The organism is Xanthomonas citri pv. mangiferaeindicae, assembly GCA_002240395.1.
In the GTDB taxonomy this organism is placed as follows: domain Bacteria; phylum Pseudomonadota; class Gammaproteobacteria; order Xanthomonadales; family Xanthomonadaceae; genus Luteimonas; species Luteimonas citri_A.
The window spans coordinates 807,796-831,681 of record CP016836.1 but is presented as its reverse complement, the minus strand read 5'-3'; the positions used below and the strand labels follow the sequence as shown (position 1 = coordinate 831,681).

21 protein-coding genes are annotated in these 23,886 nt (G+C 68.6%); 8 read left to right on the top strand and 13 right to left on the bottom strand.

The annotated features are described in order from the left end of the window. Positions 1 to 58 precede the first annotated feature (58 nt). Together BEN78_03585 and BEN78_03580 are read right to left on the bottom strand one after the other, a co-directional pair. Positions 59 to 721 carry a hypothetical protein gene (locus tag BEN78_03585; GenBank protein ID ASR42610.1) on the bottom strand — a complete coding sequence of 221 codons (663 nt, stop codon included), beginning with the start codon at positions 719 to 721 and terminating at the stop codon, positions 59 to 61. 15 nt (positions 722 to 736) lie between these two features. Then, entirely contained in the window at positions 737 to 1,612 is an 876-nt protein-coding gene (locus BEN78_03580) for a tryptophan 2,3-dioxygenase (GenBank protein ASR42609.1), read from the bottom strand. Positions 1,613 to 1,744: 132 nt separating this feature from the next. On the opposite strand from BEN78_03580, the gene BEN78_03575 reads away from it, so the two are divergent. After that, entirely contained in the window at positions 1,745 to 5,299 is a 3,555-nt protein-coding gene (locus BEN78_03575) for a hypothetical protein (protein ASR42608.1), read from the top strand. Positions 5,300 to 5,445: 146 nt separating this feature from the next. After that, positions 5,446 to 7,026 carry an aminobenzoyl-glutamate transporter gene (locus BEN78_03570; GenBank protein ASR42607.1) on the top strand — a complete coding sequence of 527 codons (1,581 nt, stop codon included), beginning with the start codon at positions 5,446 to 5,448 and terminating at the stop codon, positions 7,024 to 7,026. Here the strand turns inward: BEN78_03570 and BEN78_03565 are convergent. The 3 genes from BEN78_03565 to BEN78_03555 are packed head-to-tail and all read right to left on the bottom strand — an operon-like array spanning position 7,011 to position 8,338. Next, positions 7,011 to 7,415 (bottom strand): hypothetical protein, encoded by a 405-nt coding sequence (locus BEN78_03565; protein ASR42606.1) that lies wholly within the window; start codon positions 7,413 to 7,415, stop codon positions 7,011 to 7,013. The genes BEN78_03570 and BEN78_03565 overlap by 16 nt on opposite strands. Further along, positions 7,412 to 7,942: a hypothetical protein gene (locus BEN78_03560; GenBank protein ASR42605.1), complete on the bottom strand. Its 531-nt coding sequence runs from the start codon at positions 7,940 to 7,942 to the stop codon at positions 7,412 to 7,414. The genes BEN78_03565 and BEN78_03560 overlap by 4 nt, the downstream gene beginning before the upstream one ends. Before the next feature lie 6 nt (positions 7,943 to 7,948). Beyond that, entirely contained in the window at positions 7,949 to 8,338 is a 390-nt protein-coding gene (locus BEN78_03555; protein ID ASR42604.1) for a hypothetical protein, read from the bottom strand. A gap of 157 nt (positions 8,339 to 8,495) precedes the next feature. Between BEN78_03555 and BEN78_03550 the strand changes: the two genes are divergently transcribed. Together BEN78_03550 and BEN78_03545 are read left to right on the top strand one after the other, a co-directional pair. Then, positions 8,496 to 10,502 carry a hypothetical protein gene (locus tag BEN78_03550; protein ID ASR42603.1) on the top strand — a complete coding sequence of 669 codons (2,007 nt, stop codon included), beginning with the start codon at positions 8,496 to 8,498 and terminating at the stop codon, positions 10,500 to 10,502. A gap of 391 nt (positions 10,503 to 10,893) precedes the next feature. Further along, positions 10,894 to 12,417 (top strand): dihydroorotate dehydrogenase, encoded by a 1,524-nt coding sequence (locus BEN78_03545; GenBank protein ID ASR42602.1) that lies wholly within the window; start codon positions 10,894 to 10,896, stop codon positions 12,415 to 12,417. 64 nt (positions 12,418 to 12,481) lie between these two features. Here the strand turns inward: BEN78_03545 and BEN78_03540 are convergent, their stop codons facing one another. Continuing rightward, positions 12,482 to 12,964 carry a MarR family transcriptional regulator gene (locus BEN78_03540; protein ID ASR42601.1) on the bottom strand — a complete coding sequence of 161 codons (483 nt, stop codon included), beginning with the start codon at positions 12,962 to 12,964 and terminating at the stop codon, positions 12,482 to 12,484. A gap of 79 nt (positions 12,965 to 13,043) precedes the next feature. On the opposite strand from BEN78_03540, the gene BEN78_03535 reads away from it, so the two are divergent. From BEN78_03535 to BEN78_03525, 3 genes are all read left to right on the top strand, one after another. Then, positions 13,044 to 14,150 carry a 4-hydroxyphenylpyruvate dioxygenase gene (locus tag BEN78_03535; GenBank protein ASR42600.1) on the top strand — a complete coding sequence of 369 codons (1,107 nt, stop codon included), beginning with the start codon at positions 13,044 to 13,046 and terminating at the stop codon, positions 14,148 to 14,150. A 164-nt stretch (positions 14,151 to 14,314) separates the two neighbouring features. Next, positions 14,315 to 15,634, top strand: a complete 1,320-nt coding sequence (locus BEN78_03530) for a homogentisate 1,2-dioxygenase (GenBank protein ID ASR44885.1) — start codon at positions 14,315 to 14,317, stop codon at positions 15,632 to 15,634. Positions 15,635 to 15,794: 160 nt separating this feature from the next. Continuing rightward, complete coding sequence (locus BEN78_03525; GenBank protein ASR42599.1) at positions 15,795 to 16,457, top strand: hypothetical protein; 663 nt, start codon at positions 15,795 to 15,797, stop codon at positions 16,455 to 16,457. A gap of 37 nt (positions 16,458 to 16,494) precedes the next feature. Here BEN78_03525 and BEN78_03520 read toward each other — a convergent pair whose 3' ends face one another. Genes BEN78_03520 through BEN78_03495 form a run of 6 tightly spaced genes read right to left on the bottom strand, consistent with a single transcriptional unit; the run spans position 16,495 to position 22,303 of the window. Further along, entirely contained in the window at positions 16,495 to 16,872 is a 378-nt protein-coding gene (locus tag BEN78_03520) for a Na+/H+ antiporter subunit G (GenBank protein ASR42598.1), read from the bottom strand. Further along, the gene (locus tag BEN78_03515; protein ASR42597.1) at positions 16,869 to 17,153 is read right to left on the bottom strand and encodes a K+/H+ antiporter subunit F; all 285 of its coding nucleotides are present in this window, start codon (positions 17,151 to 17,153) and stop codon (positions 16,869 to 16,871) included. Before BEN78_03515 ends, BEN78_03520 begins: the two co-directional genes overlap by 4 nt. After that, complete coding sequence (locus BEN78_03510; GenBank protein ASR42596.1) at positions 17,150 to 17,638, bottom strand: Na+/H+ antiporter subunit E; 489 nt, start codon at positions 17,636 to 17,638, stop codon at positions 17,150 to 17,152. The genes BEN78_03515 and BEN78_03510 overlap by 4 nt, the downstream gene beginning before the upstream one ends. Continuing rightward, a complete protein-coding gene (locus BEN78_03505) occupies positions 17,635 to 19,164 on the bottom strand; it encodes a monovalent cation/H+ antiporter subunit D (protein ASR42595.1) in 1,530 nt (509 codons plus the stop codon). Before BEN78_03505 ends, BEN78_03510 begins: the two co-directional genes overlap by 4 nt. After that, positions 19,161 to 19,526: a Na+/H+ antiporter subunit C gene (locus BEN78_03500; protein ASR42594.1), complete on the bottom strand. Its 366-nt coding sequence runs from the start codon at positions 19,524 to 19,526 to the stop codon at positions 19,161 to 19,163. Before BEN78_03500 ends, BEN78_03505 begins: the two co-directional genes overlap by 4 nt. Continuing rightward, positions 19,526 to 22,303, bottom strand: a complete 2,778-nt coding sequence (locus BEN78_03495; protein ASR42593.1) for a monovalent cation/H+ antiporter subunit A — start codon at positions 22,301 to 22,303, stop codon at positions 19,526 to 19,528. The genes BEN78_03500 and BEN78_03495 overlap by 1 nt, the downstream gene beginning before the upstream one ends. 175 nt (positions 22,304 to 22,478) lie before the next feature. On the opposite strand from BEN78_03495, the gene BEN78_03490 reads away from it, so the two are divergent. After that, a complete protein-coding gene (locus BEN78_03490; protein ID ASR42592.1) occupies positions 22,479 to 23,339 on the top strand; it encodes a hypothetical protein in 861 nt (286 codons plus the stop codon). A gap of 10 nt (positions 23,340 to 23,349) precedes the next feature. Here BEN78_03490 and BEN78_03485 read toward each other — a convergent pair whose 3' ends face one another. Next, complete coding sequence (locus BEN78_03485) at positions 23,350 to 23,844, bottom strand: hypothetical protein (GenBank protein ID ASR42591.1); 495 nt, start codon at positions 23,842 to 23,844, stop codon at positions 23,350 to 23,352. Positions 23,845 to 23,886: the final 42 nt, after the last annotated feature.

Sequence of the window (23,886 nt, the reverse complement as noted above, 5' to 3'; positions counted from 1 at the left end):
TGTGCAAGGCCCATTGCACATCGCATCATGACAGCAGGGCGCCACGACTGCGCGTGGCTCACATCGGGGCCTGGGGCCAGAGATAGGCGCGGTCGTCGAAGCTCGTGCACCAGTGTGGGCGATAGACCACGATCAGGGCCATCACCGTGCCGGAGAAGAACGCCTCGGCGAACATCAGCAACGGCGTCGCAGTCAGGTAGGCATCGACCGTCCGGCCGCCGAGCCAGGCCGTCACGGCGGCCTTGGCGAGCATCGAGGCTGCCATCGCCAGTGCGGCGGCCGCGAACGCGTTGAGCATCACGTAGACGACGATGTTGCGCGGCGCCCAGCGCAACGCCGCGCGCGAGGCCACCGCCGTGACCGCGATCGGCAATGCACCGGTGACCAGGACGTCGGCCGCCCAGCCCTGCCACGCCGCGCCCAGCAGCACGCCGCTCAAGCTCACGGCGGCCATCGCCCAACAAGCAACGCCGGCGCCGAACAGCAAGGTGGCGATGGTCGCGCCCAGGAAGTGCAGCATCACGCCCTGCAGCGCGGCGGTGTTGAACCAGCGCATCGCCGCCAGCGCGAGGGTCGCGACCAGCAGCACGCGCAATGTGTCGGGCGTGGCTGCGCGGATATGCGCGCGCAGCGCGCCGGCCTGGCGCAGCAGCACTGCGATCGCAGCGGTCCAGGCCAGGGCCTGGAGCCAGAGCGGCAGTGCATTCCCAGACGGGGCCATCGGATCGGCGGCGCCTCAGCCGGGCAGGGACGGCGTCGGCTGGCCGAGGTGGGTGCGGACCTCGAACAGCTCGGGGAAAAAGCTCAGTTCCAGCGCCTGGCGCAGAAAGCCAACACCGCTCGAGCCGCCGGTGCCGCGCTTGAAGCCGATGATCCGCATCACTGTGCGCATGTGGCGGAAGCGCCACGCCTGGAACTGGCTCTCCAGGTCGACCAGGTCCTCGCACAGCGAATACTCACGCCACCAGCGGTCGGTGTCCTCGTAGATCGTACGCAGCACCGGCACCAGATCCGCATCGAAGACGTGCGGCTGCGCCCAGTCGCGTGCCACGTGCGCCGACGCAACCGGATGCCCCCAGCGTGCGAGATAGCGCAGGAACTCGTCATACAGGCCGGGCTGCTCCAGCACTGCACGCAACCCGGCCTGGCCGTCGGGGTCGTGCGCGAACACTTCGAGCATTGCGGCGTTCTTGTTCCCCAGCAGGAACTCGACCGTGCGGTACTGCAGCGATTGGAATCCGGACGAGGGGCCCAGCACATCGCGGAACTCCATGTACTCGGCCGGCGTCATCGTCTCGAGCACCGACCACTGCTCGGTCAGCTGCCGCAGCACCTGCTTGCAGCGTGCCAGCACCTTGCGGCAGCGCCAGACCTCGTCGCGGCGCAAGTGCGCGATGGCCGCCGACAGTTCGTGGATCATCAGTTTCAGCCACAGCTCCGAGACCTGGTGCTGCACCACGAACAGCATCTCGTCATGGTGTGGCGGCTCGGACAGCGGCTGCTGGGCGGCGAGCAGCAGGTCCAGGCGCAGGTAGCCGCTATAGGTCAGGCGCCCGGACAGGTCGCGGTGGATGCCGTCCTCGAGCGGACGCTGGTTGCGGTCGATGGTCATCGGCACAGCGTAGCGCAGGACGCGCCGTGGGCCCCGAGGGTGGCCATGCCGCAGAGCGTCATGCAACCGACACTCGGGCGGTTCACCATCGGGGCGGGGCGCCTTGCCCCGGGGATGTCAGGGAACCGACGCATGAACGAGACCGTCCGCCGGCTGTTGCCGGCGCTGTTGCTGTCCTGCGCCGCCATGGGCGCGCAGGCCCAGGTGGTGGTCAGCCAGGTCTACGGCGGAGGCGGTAACGCCGGTGCGCCGTACCAGGCGGATTACGTCGAACTGTTCAACGCCGGCAACCAGCCCGCCTCGCTCGCCGGCAAGTCGGTGCAGTACGCGAGCGCGACCGGCAATGGCCATTTCGGCGCCGGCGCCAACCAGATCGTGGTGCTGCCGAGCGTCGACATCCCCGCCGGCGGCTACTTCCTCGTCGCACTGGCCGGCGGCGCGAACGGTGACCCGCTGCCGGCGCCCGATGCGAGCGGCACCATCAACATGTCGGGCAGTGCGGGCAAGGTGGTGTTGGCCGACACCGCAGCCGGGCTGGGCTGCAACGGCGGCAGCACGCCCTGTAGCCCGGCGCAGCAGGCGCTGATCCTCGACCTCGTGGGCTTTGGCGGCGCGAACTTCTTCGAAGGCTCGGGGCCGGCCCCGGCGCTGGGCAATGCGCTGGCCGCCGTGCGCGCGGGCGGCGGCTGCACCGACAGCGACGACAACGCTACCGACTTCTCGGCCGCCGCGCCGGCGCCGCGCAACGCGGCCTCCGTGCCCAACGTCTGCGGCGGGGGCGGGGCGCTGTACCTGAGCATCGGCGATACCCGCGGCGCCGAGGGCGACAGCGGCACCACCCCCTTCTTCTTCACCGTCAGCCTCAACCAGCCGGCGGGACCGGACGGGGTGGGCTTCGCGTATGCGACCGCCGACGGCAGTGCGACCGTGGCCGACCAGGACTACGTGGCCAAGTCCGGAACCGGCCGCTTCGCGCCGGGACAGCGCGAGCTGACGATCCACGTCGACGTGGTCGGCGACCAGACCGTCGAGCCCGACGAGGACTTCCATGTGGACCTGGCCGACGTCGAGGGCGCGCTCGTCGCCAAGGCGCGCGGCACCGGGCTGATCGTCAACGACGACGTGCTGACGCTGCCGATCCATCAGATCCAGGGGCCGGGTGCCCGCTCGCCGGTCGAGAACCAGCCCGTCGCCACCACCGGCATCGTGACCGGCCGCAAGAACAACGGCTTCTTCATCCAGACGCCCGATGGCGATGACGACGGCGATCCGATGACTTCCGAGGGCGTGTTCGTGTTCACCGGCAGCGCGCCGCCCGCCGATGCCGCCGTCGGCAACAAGGTGCTGGTGCAGGGCACGGTCATCGAGTACGTGCCGGCCGCCGATCCGCATCAGTTGCCGCTGACCGAGATCACCGACGCCTCGGTCGTTGCGCTGTCCAGCGGCCATGCGCTGCCGGCGCCGGTCGTGCTGAGCGTCGAACTGCCGCGCGCCGCCGGCGGCCTCGACCAGCTCGAACCGCTGGAGGGGATGCGGGTGACCGCGCCGAGCTTCACCGTCGTGGCGCCGACCGGCGGCAATGTCGACGAGCGCGCCGCGAGCGCAATCGGCAATGGCCGGTTCGCGGTCGTGGTGACCGGGACCCCGCGCCCGTTCCGCGAGCCGGGCATCCAGGTGCCCGATCCCGATCCATTGGGCAGCAGCGCGCCGGCGATCCCGCGCTGGGATTTCAATCCCGAGACGATCGTGGTCAACAGCGCCACGATCGGTGCACCGGCGGCCGATCTCGCGGCCGGCTGCCGGATCGTCGGCGGCTCGCTGACCGGCCCGCTCGACTACACATTCCGCCGCTACACGATCTACCCCGACGGTGCGCTCGACACCGACTGCAGTGGTGCTGGCGAAGTGCGTCCGGCCGCGCTGCCGGGCCCCGATCACGTGAGCCTGGCGACCTACAACCTGCAGCGCTTCTTCGACACCGTCAACGACGGCAACAGCGGCCCGACGCTGACCGCCGCGGCGCTGGAACGACGGCTGGCCAAGGCGTCGATCGGCATCCGCGCCTTCCTGCACATGCCAGATGTCGTCGGCGTGACCGAGGTCGAGAATCTCGGCGTGCTGCAGCGACTGGCCGCGCGCATCAACGCCGATGCGGTGGCCGCGGGCCAGCCCGATCCCGGCTACGTCGCCTACCTGCAGGAAGGCTTCGACGTCGGCGGCATCGATGTCGGCTTCCTGGTGCGGACCGGCGCGGTCGCACCGGGTATCGCAAGGATCGAGGTGCGTTCGGTCGTCCAACAAGGCGCCGACGCGGTGCTGGTCAACCCGAACGGCTCGACCAGCGTGCTCAACGACCGCCCGCCGCTGGTGCTCGATGCGGTCGCGCATTTCGCCGACGGCCGCCGGTTCCCGTTCACCGCGATCGTCGTCCACCAGCGCTCGCTCAGCGGCATCGAGGCCGACGACGGTGGCAGCAACGGCTGGATCAGCGGCGGCGCGCGCGTGCGTGCCAAGCGCCAGCGGCAGGCCGAGTTCCTGGCGTCGCTGATCGACGACATGCAACGGACCGATGCCGGCCGGCACATCGTCGTACTCGGCGACTTCAATGCCTTCGAGTTCAACGACGGCTACGTCGATGCGATGGGCACGACCACCGGTCTGCCGTCGCCGGATGCGCAGACCGCCGTCGACGGCGACGGTGCGGTGTTGGTGGCGCCGTCGCTGCTGAACATGACGCTGGAGGCGGCCGATGAGGCGCGCTACTCCTTCGTCTTCGACTACCAGGCGCAGTCGCTCGACCATGTGCTGGTGAACCAGGCGGTCGTCGATTCGCCGCTGGTCGCCGGGCTCGCCATCAGCCATGCGCGCATCAACGCCAACTTCCCCGAGACCGCGCGCAACGATGCGACCACGCCGACCCGGCTGTCGGATCACGACCCCACGGTGCTGCTGTTGCGGCTGCAGCCGGCGGCGCTGGCCGACCTGGGCATCGAGGCCGAGGCGGCGAATGCCGAAATCTTCGAGGGCGCGCCGCTGGCGTTCTCGGCCGTGCTGCGCAACGCCGGCCCCGATGCTGCGCAGTTCCCCGGTTTCGGTGCGGTCATCGACGCCGAGCTCGCGGACCTCGTGGTCACTGCACCGGCCGGCTGGAACTGCGAGGCGCCGGTCGTCGGTGACGGCACGACGACACTGTCGTGCAACCACGATGCGCTCGCAGTTGCGGGCGAAGCGGCGTTCGCGCTGTCGGCGACCGCGCCGTCCTCCGCGGTCGGCCGGACGTTGGTGCTGACGGTCGCCGCGACCTCGCAGACCCACGATCCGGATGAGGGCGACAACAGTGCCAGCGCATCGACTGCGGTACTTGCCGATCCAGCGCTGCCATTGACCGATGGCGTGCCGGTTCAGGGCGTCTGGGGCGCGGCGGGCGCGTCGCGGCTGTTCCGCATCGATGTGCCCGAAGGTGCCCGTACGCTGCGGGTGCTGACCTCGGGTGGCAGCGGCGACGTGTCGCTGTACGCGTCGCATGCCGCGATGCCGACGCCGGACGACTTCGACCTGCGCTCGCGCCGTCCAGGCAACAACGAACTGGTCCAGATCGTCTCGCCTGCCGCGGGACGCTGGTACCTGCGCGTGGTCGGCGAACGCGCGTTCGAGCGGGTCAGCGTGCGTGCCAGCATCGCGCGCTGACCCCGCCGCATCATGCGGGCGTCCGGCCGCTGCGACGGTCGGGCGCAGGGGAAATGGGCGCCTGCGGACGCAGGCCGCCTGCCGGCGTGGGGTTGCGACGTGCTGCTAGGATGCGCGATCGCACGCTTTGCAGGGGACTCCATCGCATGAGCCAGCCTTCGTCCGACACCGGCGCACCGCGCGGCATCGTCGCCCGTCTTCTCGACACGATCGAACGCACCGGCAACCGGCTGCCGGATCCGGCCATGTTGTTCCTGTTGTTGATGCTCGCGGTGTGGGCGCTGTCGTGGGCGCTGTCGGGGGTGGACTTCGCTGCGATCGATCCGCGCAGCGGCACGCCGATCCAGATCGTCAACCAGCTTTCGGGCGAGTCGCTGACCGCGTTCATGGCCAACATGGTGCGGGTGTTCCTGGGCTTCGCGCCGCTGGGCGTGGTGCTGGTCGCGATGCTGGGGCTGGGCGTGGCCGAACATACCGGCTTCATCAACGCGGCACTGCGCAGCGTGCTGTCGGTGACGCCGAAGATGCTGCTGACGCCGGCGCTGGTCGCGGTTGCGGTGTTGAGTCACGTCGCAGTCGATGCCGGCTATGTGCTGGTGATTCCGCTGGGCGGGGTGATCTTCTATGCCGCAGGACGTCATCCACTGGCCGGGATCGCCGCTGCCTTCTGCGGCGTGTCGGGGGGATTTTCGGCCACGCTGCTGGTGCCCTCGTCGCTGGATCCGCTGCTGGCCGGTTTCACCCAGGAAGCCGGACGCATCCTTGACCCGGCGCTGACGATCAACCCGCTCAACAACTGGATCTTCACCACTGCGTCGAGCCTGCTGATCATCGCGATCGGCTGGTTCGTCACCGACCGCATCGTCGAGCCGCGGCTGGCGCGGACGGTCGTCGACGGCGACCCGGCCAATCTGCCGAAGATGGACCCGCTGAGCGCGGCCGAGAAGCGTGGCCTGACCTGGGCCGTGGTCGCGATGCTCGTCGCGTCCCTGCTGTTCGCGCTGACGCTGATGCCCGAGACCTCGCCGTGGCGCGCGCCGGCAGACGCGGTGCCCGAGGGCAGTCATCCACTGCTGGTCGCGGCCGCGCCGGTGATGCAGTCGATCGTCGCGCTGATCTTCGTGCTGTTCCTGCTGCCAGGCGTGGTCTACGGCGCCGTCGCCGGTACGGTCCGCTCGCACCGCGATGTCATCGCGGCGATGACCAAGTCGATGAGCGGCATGGGTTACTACATCGTCATCGCGTTCTTCATCGCGCAGTTCCTGGCCGCGTTCAACGGCTCGGGCCTGGGCACGCTGATGGCGGTGGAGGGCGCGGACTTCCTCAAGGCACTGGGGCTGCCGATGTGGTTGACCATCATCGGTCTGATCCTGATGACCGGTGTGGTCAACCTGTTCATCGGTTCGGCCTCGGCCAAGTGGGCATTGCTGGCGCCGATCATGGTGCCGCTGATGATGCAGCTGGGCGTGTCGCCGGACCTGACCCAGGCGGCGTACCGAGTCGGCGATTCGATGACGACGATCCTGACCCCGCTGATGCCGTACTTCCCGCTGATCGTGGTGTTCTGCCAGCGCTACGTGACCGCGGCCGGCATCGGCACGCTGGTGTCGATCATGATTCCTTACTCGATCGCCCTGTCGGTGCTGTGGACCGCGTTCCTGCTGGCGTTCTGGGCGCTGGGCATCCCGCTGGGACTGGGCGCGAGCTACGACTATCCCGCTGGCTGAGCAGGGGCCGACACGCTTGAGTTCTCTCGTGCTGTTTCGGGGTTGGCGGGCGCCGAAGCGTCCTGCCCATCTTCGCCATCGAGAGAGAACGCCGGAAACGACCAGTCGTAGGCGATCGACCAGACGCCCACCATCAGCAGCGGCAGGATGATGGCCGCGATGTCGTACCCGGTGGTGATCAGCCCGGACCACACGATCAGCATCGCAATGAAGCTCGCCGCCAACACGAGGTCGCGCACGCCGCGGCGGACCGCCGTGCGGGTCTCGCGGGCGAGCATCTCCCGCAGGGCGACGCGTCTGCTGCTGTGATCGATGAACGCGATGTCGGGCGGGCGCGGTGCGTCGGCGAGTGAAGCCTCGAGCAGGGCGTCCAGGTCGTCGTCTTTCATGGGGTCTCCTTGCGGTCACCGAGGTCCTCGCGCAGCCTCGCCTTGCCGCGCGCGATCAAGCTCTTGACGGTGCCGAGCGGCAGGTCGAGCAGCGCGGCCGCCTCGCCGTGTGTCCAGCCCTGCCCATCGCAGAGCACGATCGCGGCGCGTGCCTGGGGCGACAGTCGCGCCAGCGCGGCGGCGAGGTCGTGTTGGGTATCGCCCTCATGGCGGATGCTGTCCGCCAGGTCTTCCATCGCCGAGGCATGGCGCCGATCGCGCGAGGCGGCACGCCGGCGCTCGTCGAGAAACAGGTGCCATCCGATCCGCGTCAGCCAGGCCGCATAGCTGCCTTCCGTCCCGAACTGGTCCGCACGCTCCCACGCCCGCACGAAGGTGTCCTGCGCCAGGTCGTCAGCGTCGGCAGCGCCGGCCACGCGACGCAGAAAGCCGCGCAGTCGCGCCTCGTGGCGCGCAACAAGCACCGCGAAGGCGGCCCGATCGCCAGCCGCCGCACGCGCGTTCAACGTGGCATCGCTCTCGCTCACCCCGGCTCAGTCGCGATGCCGACGAAGCATCAGCGCTCCCCAGAGCGCGAGCAGCAGCCCGACCAGCAGCGGGAAGATCGACAGACCCAGCGAAAGCCTCCAGATCGCGGCATCGCCCTGCACGAGTCCGAAGCCGACGCAGGCGAAGGCCAACACGATGAGCAGCAGGCCGTTGCGAAGGTCGCAGCGGGCGCGTTCGGCGGCCGGACGATGGCCGAGCGCGCGGTCCAGCGACGCCATGCTGATCGGTACGCCTGCGTCGATCGCGCGCCGCAGCGTCCTGTGCAGCAGCGTCAGCCGAATGAGCCGGGCCGCCTGGATCAGGCCGACCAGCAGGATGAGGGCGATGGTCACGCCGGCGATTGTGGCGCCTGCGAAATGCGCGTCGAACATCATGGATCCTTTTCATCGTGTTTGCGCTATGACGAACGCCGTAGCGCGCCTGGATGCAGCCTGGAGAAAAAATAATCGTGGACCGGCTGCATCCCGCCGGTCCATCGGCGTCGTCCTGCAGGGAGATGCCAGGCCTTCGCCTGGCCGACAGGACCCTGCCATGCCCATTTGCCGCCTGCCTCTGTTCCTCTTCGCGCTCCTGCTCGTCGCCGTGCCGGTCGCCAGTCGCGCTCAGACCACGCCGACCGTCCTCGCCGGCCTCGACCTTGCCGGCATGGATCGCACCGTGCGCCCTGGCGAGGATTTCTACGCCTATGCGAACGGCGCCTGGCAGCGGCGCGCGGTGATTCCACCTGACCGCAGCTGGCTCGGCGTGCCGATCGCAATGCAGGACGCGACCGCGGACGACATCCGCAGCCTCATCCAGGAGGCGGCCACACGCACCGGATCGCGGATCGGCGACCTCTATGCCAGCTACCTCGACGAGACGACCATCGCGGCACGGGGGCTCACGCCCGTCCAGCCGTGGCTGGACGCGATCGACCGGGCCGCTTCGCACCAGCAGCTTGCCGCGGTCATGGGCGGGCTAGCGCCCTACGACATCGGCGGTCTGTTCGACTTGGGCATCGGCGAGGACGATCACGCCTCCGGCACGATGGTCGTGACCCTGAAGCAAGGCGGCCTGGTCCTGGCGAACAGGGAGGTCTATCTCAGCGATGCGTCCGACCCTCGCAGGACGGCCTACCGGGCGTATCTGAAACGGATACTGTCCCTCGGCGGCGCCGACACGCCCGTCGAACGCGCCGAAGCGATCATCGCCTTCGAGACGGCGCTGGCCGGCGTCCACTGGTCTGCGAGCGCCACACGCGATGCGGAGCGCGCCTACACCCCACGCACGCTGACCGAACTCGCGCATGCGGCGCCCGGCTTCGACTGGGCAGCGTGGCTCGGGGCCATGGGGTTGGGCGGACGCCCCCGCTACATCGTCGCGCAGCCGGACGCCCTCGCGGGCGAGGCGGCGATCTGGGCACGCACGCCGGTCGCGGTGCTGCGCGACTGGCTGCGCATCCGGCTGCTGACCCGCTATGCCCGCTATCTGCCGACGGAATTCTCCGACGCCCGCTTCGCGATGTTCGGGACGGCCATGACCGGCGCGACGGGCGAGCCGCCGCGCTGGCGCTGGGGTGTCGCGCTGGTGACCAATCTGCTCGCCGACGACGTGGGCCGCGCCTATGCGGACCGGCATCTGCCGCCCGAAGTGCAGGCGGCCGCCACCGACCTTGTGCGCAACATCGTGGCCGCGCTCGATGCCGAGCTCGCCTCGGCCGCATGGATGACCCCCGCCACGCGGGAACGGGCGCGCGCCAAGCTCGCCCGGACCCGTCTGAAGGTCGGCTACCCCACGCGCTGGCCCGAAGACGCGGGCGTGCGGATCGTGCGCGACGACCTGGTCGGAAACGTCGCGCGCGCCAGCGCCGCCCTGTTCGCGCGCAACGCGGCCAAACTCGACCGTCCGGTCGATCCCGACGCCTGGGTCGCCCCCGTCACCGTGCCCAACGCCTTCGCCAGCGCGGGCGCCAACGAGATCCTCCTGCCCGCCGCCATCCTGCAACCGCCGCTGTTCGACGCCAACGCCGACGCGGCCGAGAACTACGCCCGCATCGGCGCCACCATCGCCCACGAGCTCTGTCACCTGTTCGACGACCAGGGCCGCAAGTACGACGAACACGGCGCACTGCGCGACTGGTGGACACCCGCGGACGTGCAGGCGTTCAAGGCGCGCGAACACGCCCTTGTCGCGCAGTTCTCCGCGTACGCGCCGCTGCCCGGCGTTCATATCGACGGCACGCTGACGATCGGGGAGAACATCGCCGACCTCGCGGGCCTGGAGGTGGCCTACGCCGCATTCCAGCGTCTGCCTGCGAGCGCGCGCCCGACCCGTGACGGCATGAGCGCCGATCAGCGCTTCTTCCTGGCCTGGGCCCAGGCCTGGCGCACCGCCTACCGGGAACCGTTCCTGCGCACCCTGCTGCAGTCCGACGCCCACGCGCCCGGCCGGGAACGCGCGCTGACTGTGAGGAACATGGATGCGTGGTACGCGGCGTTTCATCCGGCGCCTACCGATCGGCTCGCCCTGCCGGAGTACCGGCGCATCCGGTTCTGGTAGTGACTCGCGCGTCGAATGCCCGGATCGCTGACATCCCGCAGGTCTGGATGCCGCTGCGCCTTGGCCTTGCGCGCACCCCGTCCGCGATGGCCCGCCACCGCCGGAGCCGTCCACACCGCCAACGCAGCCTCCATGGTTCGGACTGATACGCCACGCTCCTCGCACGGCGTATCAGCTCAGGTTTTGCAAGTCCCCGCTGCCGGCTGGACTTGGGCGGCAGCGCCAACCGATAGCGACGACGATCCTGCTGGCTGAACAGGGGCACTGTGCAAAAGTCCTCCCGGCTGGGCGTTGACGCCACGTTGACGCCCGGGCTCCGGGCTGGGATTCTCGCCGCTCCCCGGCGGCTCGTCCGACCGGGTCGTCCCAGCTTCCCTATGCAAGGATCTTCATGAGCGCCGACGTCGTCGAGCCCAAAGTCGCGGCTGTACCGCCGCCGCCCGTCAATCCGCCCGAGTTCCCCCAGGTGCTCGGCCATCCACGCCCGCTGTGGATGCTCTTCATGTCGGAGTTCTGGGAGCGCTTCGCGTTCTACGGCATCCGTTGGGCGATGGTGCTGTACATCGTCGCGCAGTTCCACGGTGGCGATGCGGCCGGCGAGCGGCCGGCGAGCGAGATGTACGGCGCGTACCTGGCGTTGGTCTATGCGGGCGCGATCTTCGGTGGCTATGTCGCCGACAAGCTGATCGGCTTCCAGCGTTCGATCCTGCTCGGTGCGATGTTCATGGCGCTGGGCCTGTTCATGCTGGCCTCGCCGAGCGAACCGTTGTTCAAGCTCGGCCTGGCGACGATCATCGTCGGCAACGGCCTGTTCAAGCCGATCATCTCGACCATGGTCGGCAAGCTGTACATGCAGGGCGATGCACGCCGCGATGCCGGTTTCACGATCTTCTACATGGGCATCAACATCGGCGCGATGATCGCGCCGGTGGTCACCGGCTGGCTTGCGCGCAAGGTGTTCGGCACTGACACCGACCCGCACTACCAGTGGGTGTTCATCGCCGCCGGCATCGGCATGGTGATCAGCCTGGTGTGGTTCTGGGCCGGCCGCAGCCAGCTCAAGGGCATCGGTCTGCCGGATCCTGGCCAGGAAGGCCTCGGCCGCGTTGGCCTGGTCGCACTGCTCGGCGCCGCCATCGGCGTTCCGCTGTTCTACTTCCTGCTCACCATCGACGCGAGCGCGCTGCAGGCGATCCTGATGGCGCTGTTCGTGGTGCCGGCGGTGATGCTGCTGGTCGAGGGCATCCGCGAGGGCAAGATGGCGCGCGACAAGGTGATCGCGATGCTGATCATCTTCGTGTTCAACGTGCTGTTCTGGATGTTCTTCGAGCAGGCCGGCAGCTCGTTCACGTTCCTCGCCGACCGCATCGTCGACCGCGACTTCGGCAGTTGGACCTTCCCGCTGGAGTGGTTCCAGTCGGTCAACTCGATCGCCATCATCACCTTCGCGCCGGTCATGGCCTGGATGTGGGTCAAGATGGGGCGGGCCAATCCGTCGATCCCGCGCAAGTTCGGTCTGGGCCTGATTTTCAACGGCCTGGCGTTTCTGCTGCTGATGATCGCGCTCAACAGCATGGTCGACGGCAACGGCAAGATTCCGTTCTGGACGCTGTTCGCGGTGTATGTGATCCAGTCGATCGGCGAGCTGTGCCTGTCGCCGATCGGTCTGTCGATGACGACCAAGCTCGCGCCCTCGCGCGTGGCCGGCATGGCGATGGGTTGCTGGTTCCTGTCGATCGCGATCGGCAACAACCTGGCGGGCATCTTCGCCGGTCAGGTCAGCGGCGAAAGCGGTATGACGGCTGCTTCGGCGCAGGCCGGCTACACGTTCGGCTTCTGGGCGTTGGCCGGTGCCGGCGTGCTGCTGTTCGTGATCGCGCCGCTGGTCAACCGGTTGATGCACGGTGTGAAGTAACCGGCCGAGCCGAACAGAAAAACGGCGGCCTTCGGGCCGCCGTTTTCGTTCCTATCGCCGACGATCAGCCGGCCAGCGACGCCTCGAGCTTGTCCATCAGTCCGAGCAGGGTCGCGCGCTCGTCGGCATCGAGCGGCGCCATGACCCGCTGCTGGTACTCCAGCGCCAGCGGGGCCACGACGTCGTAGACCGCTTCGCCGGCGGGACTGAGCGCGAGCACCGAGCGCCGACGGTCGCTGTCGTGCATGCCGCGCAGCAGCAATTCGCGCTCGAGCAGCCGGGCGACCGCGCGGCTGACGGCCACCTTGTCCATCGCGGTGCGTTCGGCCACTTCGTTCGCCGACAGGCCGCGGTCGCGACCGAGCACCGCGATGACCCGCCACTCGGTCACACTGATGCCGAACCGCTCCGAATAGATGTCCGCCAGCCCCCGGCTGATGTGGTTGGTCAGCACACTGAGCCGGTAGGGCAGGAACGTTTCCAGGTCGAGCGTGGCGTGTTCAGGGACCTGCCCGTTTCCAGCGACAGGGGATACCGGCTGCGTCATGGTGCGGTGCGCCTTGCAAGTGGTTGCAGCTGAAACTATAAACGGGCATCCAAGCCATCGTCACGCCACGGAGTATCCCATGAGCGCCCCCGCACACACCGGCCCCAATCTGGGCATGAACGTCACCACGTTCGAGAACCCGATGGGCATCGACGGCTTCGAATTCGTCGAATTCGCCGCGCCGGCAGGCCAGGCCGATGCCATGCACGCGTACTTCCGCAACATGGGCTTTACCGCGGTGCTCCAGCACAAGTCGCGGCCGATCACCGTGTACCGCCAGGGCGGAGTGAACTTCCTGCTCAACGCCGACCCCGATTCGTTCGCGGCCGATTTCGCCAAGGCCCACGGCCCCTCGGCCTGTGGGTTTGCGATCCGGTTCAAGCGCCCGGCCGACGAGGTCTACGGGCGCGTGCTGGAGAACGGCGGCGAGGCGATCGGCGCGCGCGAATCCACCAAGGCGGTCGATGCGCCGGTGGTCAAGGGCATCGGCGACTGCATGCTCTATCTGGTCGATCGCTACGGCGCCGCAGGTTCGGTCTACGGCGACGACTACGTGCCGGTCGAGGGCGCCGACCAGAACCCGGTCGGGTTCGGCCTGACCTTCATCGACCATCTCACGCATAACCTCTACTTCGGCAACATGCAGAAGTGGTCGGATTACTACGAGAAGCTGTTCAACTTCCGCGAGATCCGCTACTTCGACATCAAGGGCAGCAAGACCGGCCTGGTGTCCAAGGCGATGACCGCGCCTGACGGCATCGTGCGCATCCCGCTCAATGAGTCCAGCGATCCCAAGTCGCAGATCAACGAGTATCTGGACGCCTACAAGGGCGAGGGCATCCAGCACATCGCCTGCTTCACCGACGACATCTACAGCTCGATCGAGAAGATGCGCGAGCACGGCATCACCTTCCTCGACACGCCCGACACCTACTTCGACGTGATCGACCAGCGCATTCCCAACCACGGCGAGGATGTACCGCGGCTGCGCCGGAACAAGATCCTGATCGATGCCGATCCGGAGACCAAGCAGCGCAAGCTGCTGCAGATCTTCACCGAGAACGCATTCGGTCCGATCTTCTTCGAGATCATCCAGCGCAAGGGCAACGAGGGCTTCGGTGAGGGCAATTTCCAGGCGCTGTTCGAGAGCATCGAGCGCGACCAGATGAAGCGCGGCGTGCTGTGACGCCGCGCCCGTGCGCCCGGCGGACGTCGGGCGCACGGTATCGCGCGACGACGATCGGCGGCGACGGATATGCGCGGCTTGCCGACATGGCTGCGCCGCGCGGCGATGGTAACGACCCTCCAGGTGAAGCGATGAACGCAACGATCGACGACACGATCATCCCGATGCCGCAGACCGAGGCGCAGTCGCGTCCGGTGCTCGACTACATGTCCGGATTCGGCAACGAGTTCGCGACCCAGGCCGAGCCCGGCACGTTGCCGGTCGGCCAGAATTCGCCACAGCGCGTCGCGCACGGGCTTTATGCCGAGCAACTGTCGGGCACCGCGTTCACCGCGCCGCGCGGCGAGAACCGGCGCAGTTGGCTGTATCGCATCCGCCCGGCGGTGCTGCATGGGCGCTTCGTGCCGTTCGAGCAGCCGCGCTTCCATGACGGTTTCGATCGCGGCCCGGTGACGCCGGAACAACTGCGTTGGAGCCCGATCCCGTTGCCCGAGACGCCGGTCGATTTCGTCGATGGTCTGTTCTCGATGGGTGGCAGCGGCGGGGCCGGCGCTTACGACGGTGTGGGCATCCACGTCTACGCCGCCAACGCGTCGATGACCGACCGCTTCTTTTACAGCGCCGATGGCGAGCTGTTGCTGGTGCCGCAGCTGGGCCGCCTGGTGGTGGCGACCGAGCTCGGCACACTCGAGGTCGAACCGCAGGAGATCGCGGTGATTCCGCGCGGCATCCGGTTCCGCGTCGAGCTGCCCGATGGCGCGAGTCGCGGCTATGTGTGCGAGAACCAGGGGCGCGCGCTGCGCTTGCCTGACCTCGGGCCGATCGGGGCCAACGGCCTGGCCAACCCGCGCGACTTCCTGACGCCGGTCGCGCACTACGAGGATATCGAGGGCGATTTTTCGCTGATCGCCAAGTTCCAAGGGCATCTGTGGCAGGCGTCGATCGGGCATTCGCCACTCGACGTCGTTGGCTGGCACGGCAACTACGCGCCGTACAAGTACGACCTGCGCCGGTTCAACACGATCGGCTCGATCAGCTTCGACCACCCGGATCCGAGCATCTTCACCGTCCTCACTTCGCCCAGCGACACCCCCGGCACGGCCAATCTCGATTTTGCGATCTTCCCGCCGCGCTGGCTGGTGGCGCAGCACACATTCCGGCCGCCGTGGTTCCATCGCAACGTCGCCAGCGAATTCATGGGTCTGGTGCACGGCCAGTACGACGCCAAGGCCGACGGCTTCTCGCCCGGTGCCTGTTCGCTGCACAACTGCATGAGCGGCCACGGGCCGGATGCGGCCACGTTCGACAAGGCCAGCGCTGCCGATCTCGCCAAGCCCGACGTGATCGCCGACACGATGGCCTTTATGTTCGAGACCCGCGGGGTGCTGCGACCGACGATGCAGGCACTCGAAGCCGCGCATCGGCAAGCGGACTACCAGACCGTCTGGGCGGGCCTGGAGCGTCGGTTCGTCCCACCGCGTTAGCGCAGGACATCACGCCCGCCACGGCGGGTGGATGGCGGGCGGCAAGTGACGGCAACAGTGAGGTCAAGCCGGTGCCCGTCGGCCGCGGCACCCGCACAGTTCGCAGCGCATTCACACGGGCTCGCGGACGCTGGCGCGGTCTTTTTCCGTGGAGTGACCCATGAAGCAGACCCTGCCTGCCGTCGCCTTGCTGGCGCTCGCGCTGTCCGCCTGCGGCGACCGCTCGCCCGCGCCAGCCGCCGGCCACGAGACCGATGCCCAGACGCCGCAGGCTGCCGATCCTGCGCCTGCAGGTTCGCCGCCGATGCCGTCCGCAGGCACCGACGCGCCGCCGGCCAACACACAGGCGCCGGGCACGAACATCCCGCAGGTGGTCGATGGTGTGATCACGTTCGACGGCTTTGGACCGGCCGCCTTCGGCAGCACCAACGAGGCGGTGCGCATGGCTTGGGGCAACGACCTCGGCGATGCGGCGCCCTCGGAGCCGGGCGGCTGCTACATCCTCAAGCCGCAGCCGATCGGCACGACCGACTACCGGCTCGGTTTCATGATGGAGGGCGATCGCTTCGTCCGGATCGATGTCCGCAACCCGGGATACACCGCGCCGGGCGGCGGCAGGGTCGGCATGGATCGGGCCGAGATCGAGCGCCTCTACGGCGGGCGCGTCGAAGCCTCGCCGCACAAGTACGTCCAGGGCGCGCAGACGCTGCGTGTTGCCGAAGGCGACAAGGCCCTGGTGTTCGAGACCGATGCCGCGGGCAAGGTCACCGAATGGCGCATCGGCGTGCCGCCGCAGATCGACTACGTCGAAGGCTGCGGCTGACGGCGCGTCCCTCGCCCGAAGGCGCGGCTGGCGTAGGTCAGTCGCGCTCGGGCGGTGCCGGATCGTCGTCGTCGACCACGCGCTTGCGCGCATCGGGCGTACGTCCGGGATGCGGTGGCCGGTTGTCCATCAGCGACAGCGCAGCGCGCGACATCAGGTGCGCGCTGATCGGTGCGGTCAGGAACAGGAACACCGTGATCAGCAGTTCGCGCGGGTGCACACCGCTCTCGTTGACCGAGTGGTAGAGGATCGAAGCGAACAGAATGCAGCCCACGCCCAGCGTGCTGGCCTTCGCCGGCCCGTGGACGCGCTGGAAGAAGTCGCGCAGCTTGAGCAGGGCGATCGCCCCGAGCAGGGTGAAGAAGCACCCCACCAGCAGCAACAGCGCGATGACCAGATCGAGGACGATGTTCATTCGACGACGTCCCGGCGGATCACGTACTTGCTGAGCACCACGGTGCCGACGAAGCCGAGCATCGCGATGATCAGCGCCGCCTCGAAGTAGATCTCGGTATCCATCAGCATGCCGAACAGGATGAGCTGGGCGATCGAGCTGACGTAGAGCGTATCGAGCGCGAGGATGCGATCGGGCGCAGTCGGGCCGCGCAGCAACCGCCAGGTCGACAGCAGCATGGCGATGCCGACCAGATGCATGCCGGCGATGATGGCCAGTTCGATCAGGGGATTGCCGTTCATGGGAAGATCTCCCGCAGCGGGGCCTCGTAGCGGTCCTTGATCTCGGCGACCAGCGCGTCGGGATCGTCGGTGCTCAGGCAGTGGATCAACAGAAACCGGCGGTCTTCCGACAGTTCCGCGGACACGGTGCCGGGCGTCAGCGTGATCAGGCTGGTCAGCGCGGAGATGCCGTGGATGTTGGTCAGGTCCAGCGGCAGCCAGACAAACTGGGAGTTGAGTTTGTCGGTGGGGCCGAGCACCTGCCGGGCGACGGTGACGTTGGCGACCACGATGTCCCACAGCAGGCGCGCGCCCAGCGCCCAGACGCCGCGCAGGCGGCCCAACTGAGCGAATTCGCGTTCCATCCGTGAGGCCAGCAGCGGCATCAGCCAGGCCAGCAATAGCGCCATGACGATGTTGGCCGGGCTGAAGTCCTCGGCCATCAACAACCAGAACAGGAAGACCGTCAGGCTCTGCGGGATCGACGGCAGCAGACGACGCTTCATCGCGAGGGCTCCCGGATCAACGGCGTGGTCCCGCCGACGCGCTCGACCGTCGCCCCGGTATCGAGCAGTTGCGTGGCCGTCGCCTCGGTGTAGCGCAGCAGCGGCCCGGCGAAGAGTGTCATCGCCACACCGTAGCCGAGCAGCAGCATGGTCGCAGCGATCTCCGAGCGGCGCAGCGGCATCGGCGCTGTGCCCTCGGGGACCGGGTCGACGCGCCAGAACAGCCGCGTGCCGCTGCGCGACAGGCCGATGATCGCCATCAGGCTGCTGACCAGGATCGCAGCCCAGACCCAGCCGATGACCGATTCGGGGACCGAGTTGAGCAACTGCAGCTTGCCGATGAAGCCCGACAGCGGCGGCAGGCCGGTGACCGAGATCGCCGCGATCAGGAACAGCAGTGCCGGCACGGTCTTGCCGGGCATCGAGGCGATCGGCATCAGATAGTCGCCAGTGCTGCCGCGGTGGCGCTGGATGATGTCGGCCAGCAGGAACAGCGCCGCGGTCACGAACACGCTGTGCGGCAGGTAGTACAGGCCCGCGGAGATCGCGCCGCGGTTGGCGAGCGCGAACGCGACGAACAGCATCCCCGCCGACAACAGCACCAGATAGGCCACGCCGATGCGCAGCCGCGGCGCGCCGACCACGCCGAGTGCGGCCAGGACCATCGTTGCCGCGCCGGCCGGCAGCAGCCACGGCCAGGCGAGGTCGGCCAGCAGACCGGCATCGGCGCCGAATACCAGGGTGAACACGCGCAGGATCGCGTACAGGCCGACCTTGGTCATGATGGTGAACAGTGCCGCCACCGCCGCCGGCGCCCGCGCATAGGCTTCCGGCAACCACAGATACAGCGGCAGCAGCGCGGCCTTGGCGCAGAACACCAGCAGCAGCAGGCCGGCGCCGGCCCGCACCAGCGGCGCGGTCTCGGGCGGCACCTGCGCCACGCGGACCGCCAGCTCGGCCATGTTCAACGTGCCCAGCAGGCCGTAGAGCAGACCGAGCGCGAGCAGGAACACCGTCGATGCCGCGATGTTGAACACCACGTAATGCATGCCGGCCTTGATCCGCGCGCCGCGCGCGCCGCTCAGCAGCAGGCCGTAGGAGGCGATCAGCATCACCTCGAAGAACACGAACAGGTTGAACAGGTCGCCGGTCAGGAACGAGCCGTTGAGACCCGCGAGCTGGACCTGGAACAGGGCATGGAAATGCAGCGCGCGCTTGTCCCAGCCGGCGCAGGCGTAGAGCAGGCAGGGGATGGCGAGCAACGTAGTGGTCATCACCATCATCGCCGAGAGGCGATCGACCATCAGCGCGATGCCCAGCCGGGCAGGCCAGTCGCCGAGCAGGTAGACCAGCATCTCTTCGCGCTGGACCTGCAGCAGCAGCGCGATGCTGACCGCCAGCAGCACCGCCATGCCCAGCCACGCCCACAGCCGCAGCGTCGAGGCGCGATGCCGGCGCTCGAGCAGCAACAGCAGGGCGCCGGTGATCAGCGGCACCAGGATCGGGGCGATCGCGATGTGGTTCATCGACTGCCCCCGCGCCGCTCATCGTCGGGCTCTTCGCCGTCGACATGGTCGGTGTGCAGATCCGAATGCTCGCGCATCGCCACGACCACGGTCACTGCGGTCATCGCAAAGGCGATCACGATCGCGGTCAACACCAGCGCCTGCGGCAGCGGGTCGGTGTAGCTGGCCAGCGTCTCGGGAAGGCCGTCGCCGAGCACCGGCGGCTTGCCGACCACGATGCGGCCGGACGAGAAGATCAGCAGGTTGGTGGCGTACGAGAGCAGCGTCAGCCCGAGGATGACGTCGAAGGTGCGTGCGCGCAGCAGCAGGTACACGCCCGAGGCGGCGAGCACGCCGATGGCGCTGGCGATCGCGAATTCCATCAGGGCGTCTCCTCGCTGGACTGGCGTTGCTTGACCGTGCCCATCGTCGAGAGCATCAGCAGCGTGCCGGCGAACACCACCACATAGACGCCGGTATCGAACACCAGGGCGCTGGCCACCGGCAGCAGGCCGACGACGGGCAGGTTCAGGTCGATATGACCGCTGGTCAGGAACGGCAGACCGAACCACCACGAGCCCACGCCGCCGATCACCGCCAGCAGCAGGCCGATGCCGATGCCGCGCAGGTAGTCGAAGCCGAAGGTCGCCTCGACCGCGCGCGCGCCCTGCAGCACGTACTTCACCAGCACTGGTACCGCGAACACCAGGCCGGCGATGAAGCCGCCGCCCGGGGCGTTGTGCCCGCGCAGGAACAGATAGATCGAGACCGTCAGCGCCAGCGGGAACAGCAACTGGGTGAGGTCGGCCGCGATCGGCAGGTGCACCGGCGGGCCGGGCATCACCTCGTCGGGCTGCAGCCGCGCCCAGCGCAGCAGCGCGTGCACCACCAGCGCCGCGGTGCCGAATACGGTGATCTCGCCGAAGGTATCGAAGCCGCGGAAGTCGACCAGGATCACATTGACGACATTGCGTCCGTAGGCTTCGGGCAGCGAGCGCACTAGCAGCTCGCCGGAGATCGTGTCCACCGGCGCCATCATCATCGCGTAGGCCAGCGTCGCCAGCCCGCCGCCGGCGACCAGCGAGATCGCCACGTCGCGGACCTTGCGCAGCGGCGTACGCGCGACCTTGGACTGCTTGGGCAGATAATTGAGCGCCATCATCATCAGCGCGATGGTGACCATCTCCACCAGCAGCTGAGTCAGTGCCAGATCCGGCGCCGACAGGTAGACGAACATCAGGCTGACGGTCAGGCCGACGCCGCCGATCACGATCAGTGCGGTCAGCCGCTTGCCATGCACCAGCACCGTGCCGATCGACGCAGCCACCAGCAGCGTCCACAGGATCCAGCCGATCGCCGGCATGGTCTGCGAGCGTGGCGCGGCCGACAGGATCTCGCCGATCTCGCCGACCAGCGGCCAGCCGGCGAGCAGCAACGCGACCAGCAGCAGGCCCAGCAGGCTGCGCTGCAGGCGGCCATTGGCCACGCGGGCAGTGAAGGCGCGCGCCAGCGAGAACAGCCGTTCGATGTTGACGTGGAACACATGCCGGCCGATCGACCGGGTGACCACTGCGTGGAAGTCGAGCAGCCGGCGCAGGCCCAAGTACAGCGTCACGCCCAGCACCAGGCTGGCTACGCTCATCAGCAGCGGCAGGTTCACCCCGTGCCAGACCGCAAGACTGAAGGCAGGCGCCGCGTCACCGAGGGTGCCAGCGACCATCGTGCGCAGCAGCGGCTGCACCGTCAGCGCGGGCACGATGCCGACCACCACGCACAGCACGGCGAGCACGCCGACTGGGATGCGCATCCAGCGCGGCGGCTCGTGCGGCACCACATCCAGCGCGCGCGGCCCGTTGCCGAAGAACGTGTCATGCACGAAGCGCAGGCTGTAGGCGATGCCGAACACGCCGGCCAGCAGCGCGGCGACGCTGATGACCAGCCGCATCGTGCCGTGCCCGCCGATCTCCAGCGCCTCGGCGAAGAACATCTCCTTGGACAGGAAGCCGTTGAGCAGCGGAATGCCCGCCATCGCCAGCGAGGCGATGATCGCCAGAGCGCTGGTCATCGGCATCAGGCGCCGGAGGTTGCCGAGCCGGCGCATGTCGCGGGTCCCGGCCTCGTGGTCGATGATGCCCGCCGCCATGAACAGCGAGGCCTTGAACATGGCGTGGTTGAGGATGTGGAACAGGCCGGCCACCACGGCCATGTCGGTCGACAGGCCGAACAGCAGCGTGATCAGGCCCAGGTGCGAGATCGTCGAGTAGGCCAGCAGCCCCTTGAGGTCGTGCTGGAAGATCGCGAACCAGGCGCCGACCAGCAGCGTCGTCGCGCCGACGCCGGTGACGACGTAAAAGAACAGGTCGGTGCCCGCCAGCGCGGGGTGCAGCCGCGCGAGCAGGAACACGCCCGCTTTGACCATCGTCGCCGAGTGCAGATAGGCCGAGACCGGCGTGGGCGCAGCCATCGCCTGCGGCAGCCAGAAATGGAACGGGAACTGCGCGCTCTTGGTGAACACGCCCAGCAGCACCAGGGCCAGCGCCGCGGGATAGAGGTGGCTGGCACGGATCGTGTCGCCGGCTGCGAGCACCGCATCGAGGTCGTAGCTGCCGACGATGCGCCCGATCAGCAGCACGCCGCCCAGCAGCGCCAGACCGCCCAGGCCGGTGATCGTCAGCGCCATGCGCGCGCCCTGGCGCGCGTCCTGGCGATGCGACCAGAACCCGATGAGCAGGAATGAGCTGATCGAGGTCAGTTCCCAGAACACCGCCAGCAGCAGCAGGTTGCCGGCCAGGACCATGCCCAGCATCGCACCCATGAACAGCAGCAGATAGGTGAAGAACCGCCGTGGACTGTCCTTGGGCGACAGGTAGTAGGCGCCGTAAAGCACCACCAGCCCGCCGATGCCCAGCACCATCAATGCGAAGGTCCAGGCCAGTCCGTCCATGCGCAGGCTGAAGTCGAGCCCGGCCTCGGGGATCCATGCGTAGCCGGTGCGCAGGATCGTGCCGTCGAATACGTCGCCAGCCGCTGCCGCCAATACCGCCAGTCCCAGCAACGGCACGAAGCCGGCGAGCCAGGCGGTGGTGCGACGCGACGCGTGCGCCGAGAGGGCGACGACGAGCGCCAGCACGAAGGGCAGGGCCAACAACAGTTCGAGCATCGGACTCCTTGTGGAGGCGGTCGGCCAGAAGCCGGCGGAGCGCGCAAGGGCCGGGCAGTCTAACCGATGCGCGCGAACAGTTCGTCGATTTTGCCGGCTATGCTGTGAGGATGTCAGCATGCTCCGCGCCGTTCGCGTCTTCCCGGTGCCGGCCGCCTCTCCACGGCGGACGGACATGAACAGGCATTCACTGGTGCTGGGCGGCAGTGGTGCGATCGGGCGCGCGCTGGTGGCGCGGCTGCTCGCCGCTGGCTGGACGGTCGATGCGGTCTCGCGAGAGGCCCGTCCGTCGCAACCGGGCCTGCGCTGGCATCTGGGCGGCTTCCAGGCGATGCCGGTGTTGACCGGCCGCTTCGATGCCATCTTCAGTTGCGGGCCGCTGGACCACTTCTCGATCTGGTACGCGGCCACTGGCCCCGAGTGTCCGCGCGTGGTGGCGTTCGGCTCGACCAGCGATGCGACCAAGCAGGCCGCGGCCGACCCCGACGAACGCGCGCTGGCCGCACGTTTGCGCGAAGCCGGGACGCGCTTGTTCGCGGCCGCCGGCGATCGCGGCGCGGCGGCGACGTTGTTGCGGCCGACGCTGATCTACGGGCCCGGCAGTGCGCACAACCTGGCGCGCGTGGTCGCGCTTGCGCGTCGTCGTGGCCTCTTCGTGCTGCCGTCCGATGCCCGTGGCCTGCGCCAGCCGGTGCATGCCGACGACCTCGCGGCCGCGGCGCTGGCCGCGGTCAATGTGCCGGCCGCCGCCGGCCAGACCTACGCCTTGCCCGGCGGCGAGACGCTGCGCTACCGGGACATGATCGCGCGCACGCTCGCGGTGCTGACGCCGCGGCCGCGGTTGCTGGTGCTGCCGGCGCCATTGTTCGAAGTGGCATTGCGGTTGGCGCATCGAGCCGGCCAACTGCAGGGGTTGCCGGCGGGCGCGGTGGCGCGGATGCGCGAGGATCTGGTGTTCGACCCCGGCCCGGCGCAGGCCGCGTTCCGCTACGCGCCGCGGCCGTTCCTGCCCGACGCATCGATGTTCCCGGACTGAGCGGCCACCCTCAGTACCGCCAGCCGAGCCGCCGATACAGCTTGGCCAGCACCCACGCCGGCCCGATCAGTAGATAGCGCAGGTCGGTCAAAAAGCTCGGCTTGCGGGCCTCGAACCACCGGCTGTGGCCAACGAACTGGGCGATCCATGCCACCACGAAGACGGCCACGCCCAGCGCCAGCAGCCCGGGCGTGCCGAGCGTGCGATGCAGCCAGGCCGTGGCCGCGGCCATCGCGATGAAGACGGCGAGCATACCCAGGCCCAGCGGGCGCGAGGCGCGCTGATAGAACAGCCAGGCGCCGAACATCGCGAGCGCGGCCCAGGCCCCATGGCGGAAGAACGGCCCCGGCGGCAGGCACCACAGCAGGGCCACCACGCTCCACAGGATCGCCGGCACGGCAACGACATGGATCCGCTGGTTGGCTGCGTTGCGATGGTCGGCCGAGTAATGCGCGAACCAGCGCTCGATCGGGCGCACGCCTTCGCCGTCGTGTGTCGTGTCCATCAGGACTCCCAGGTGCCGTGGGTGCACGGGCATCTTCGCAGA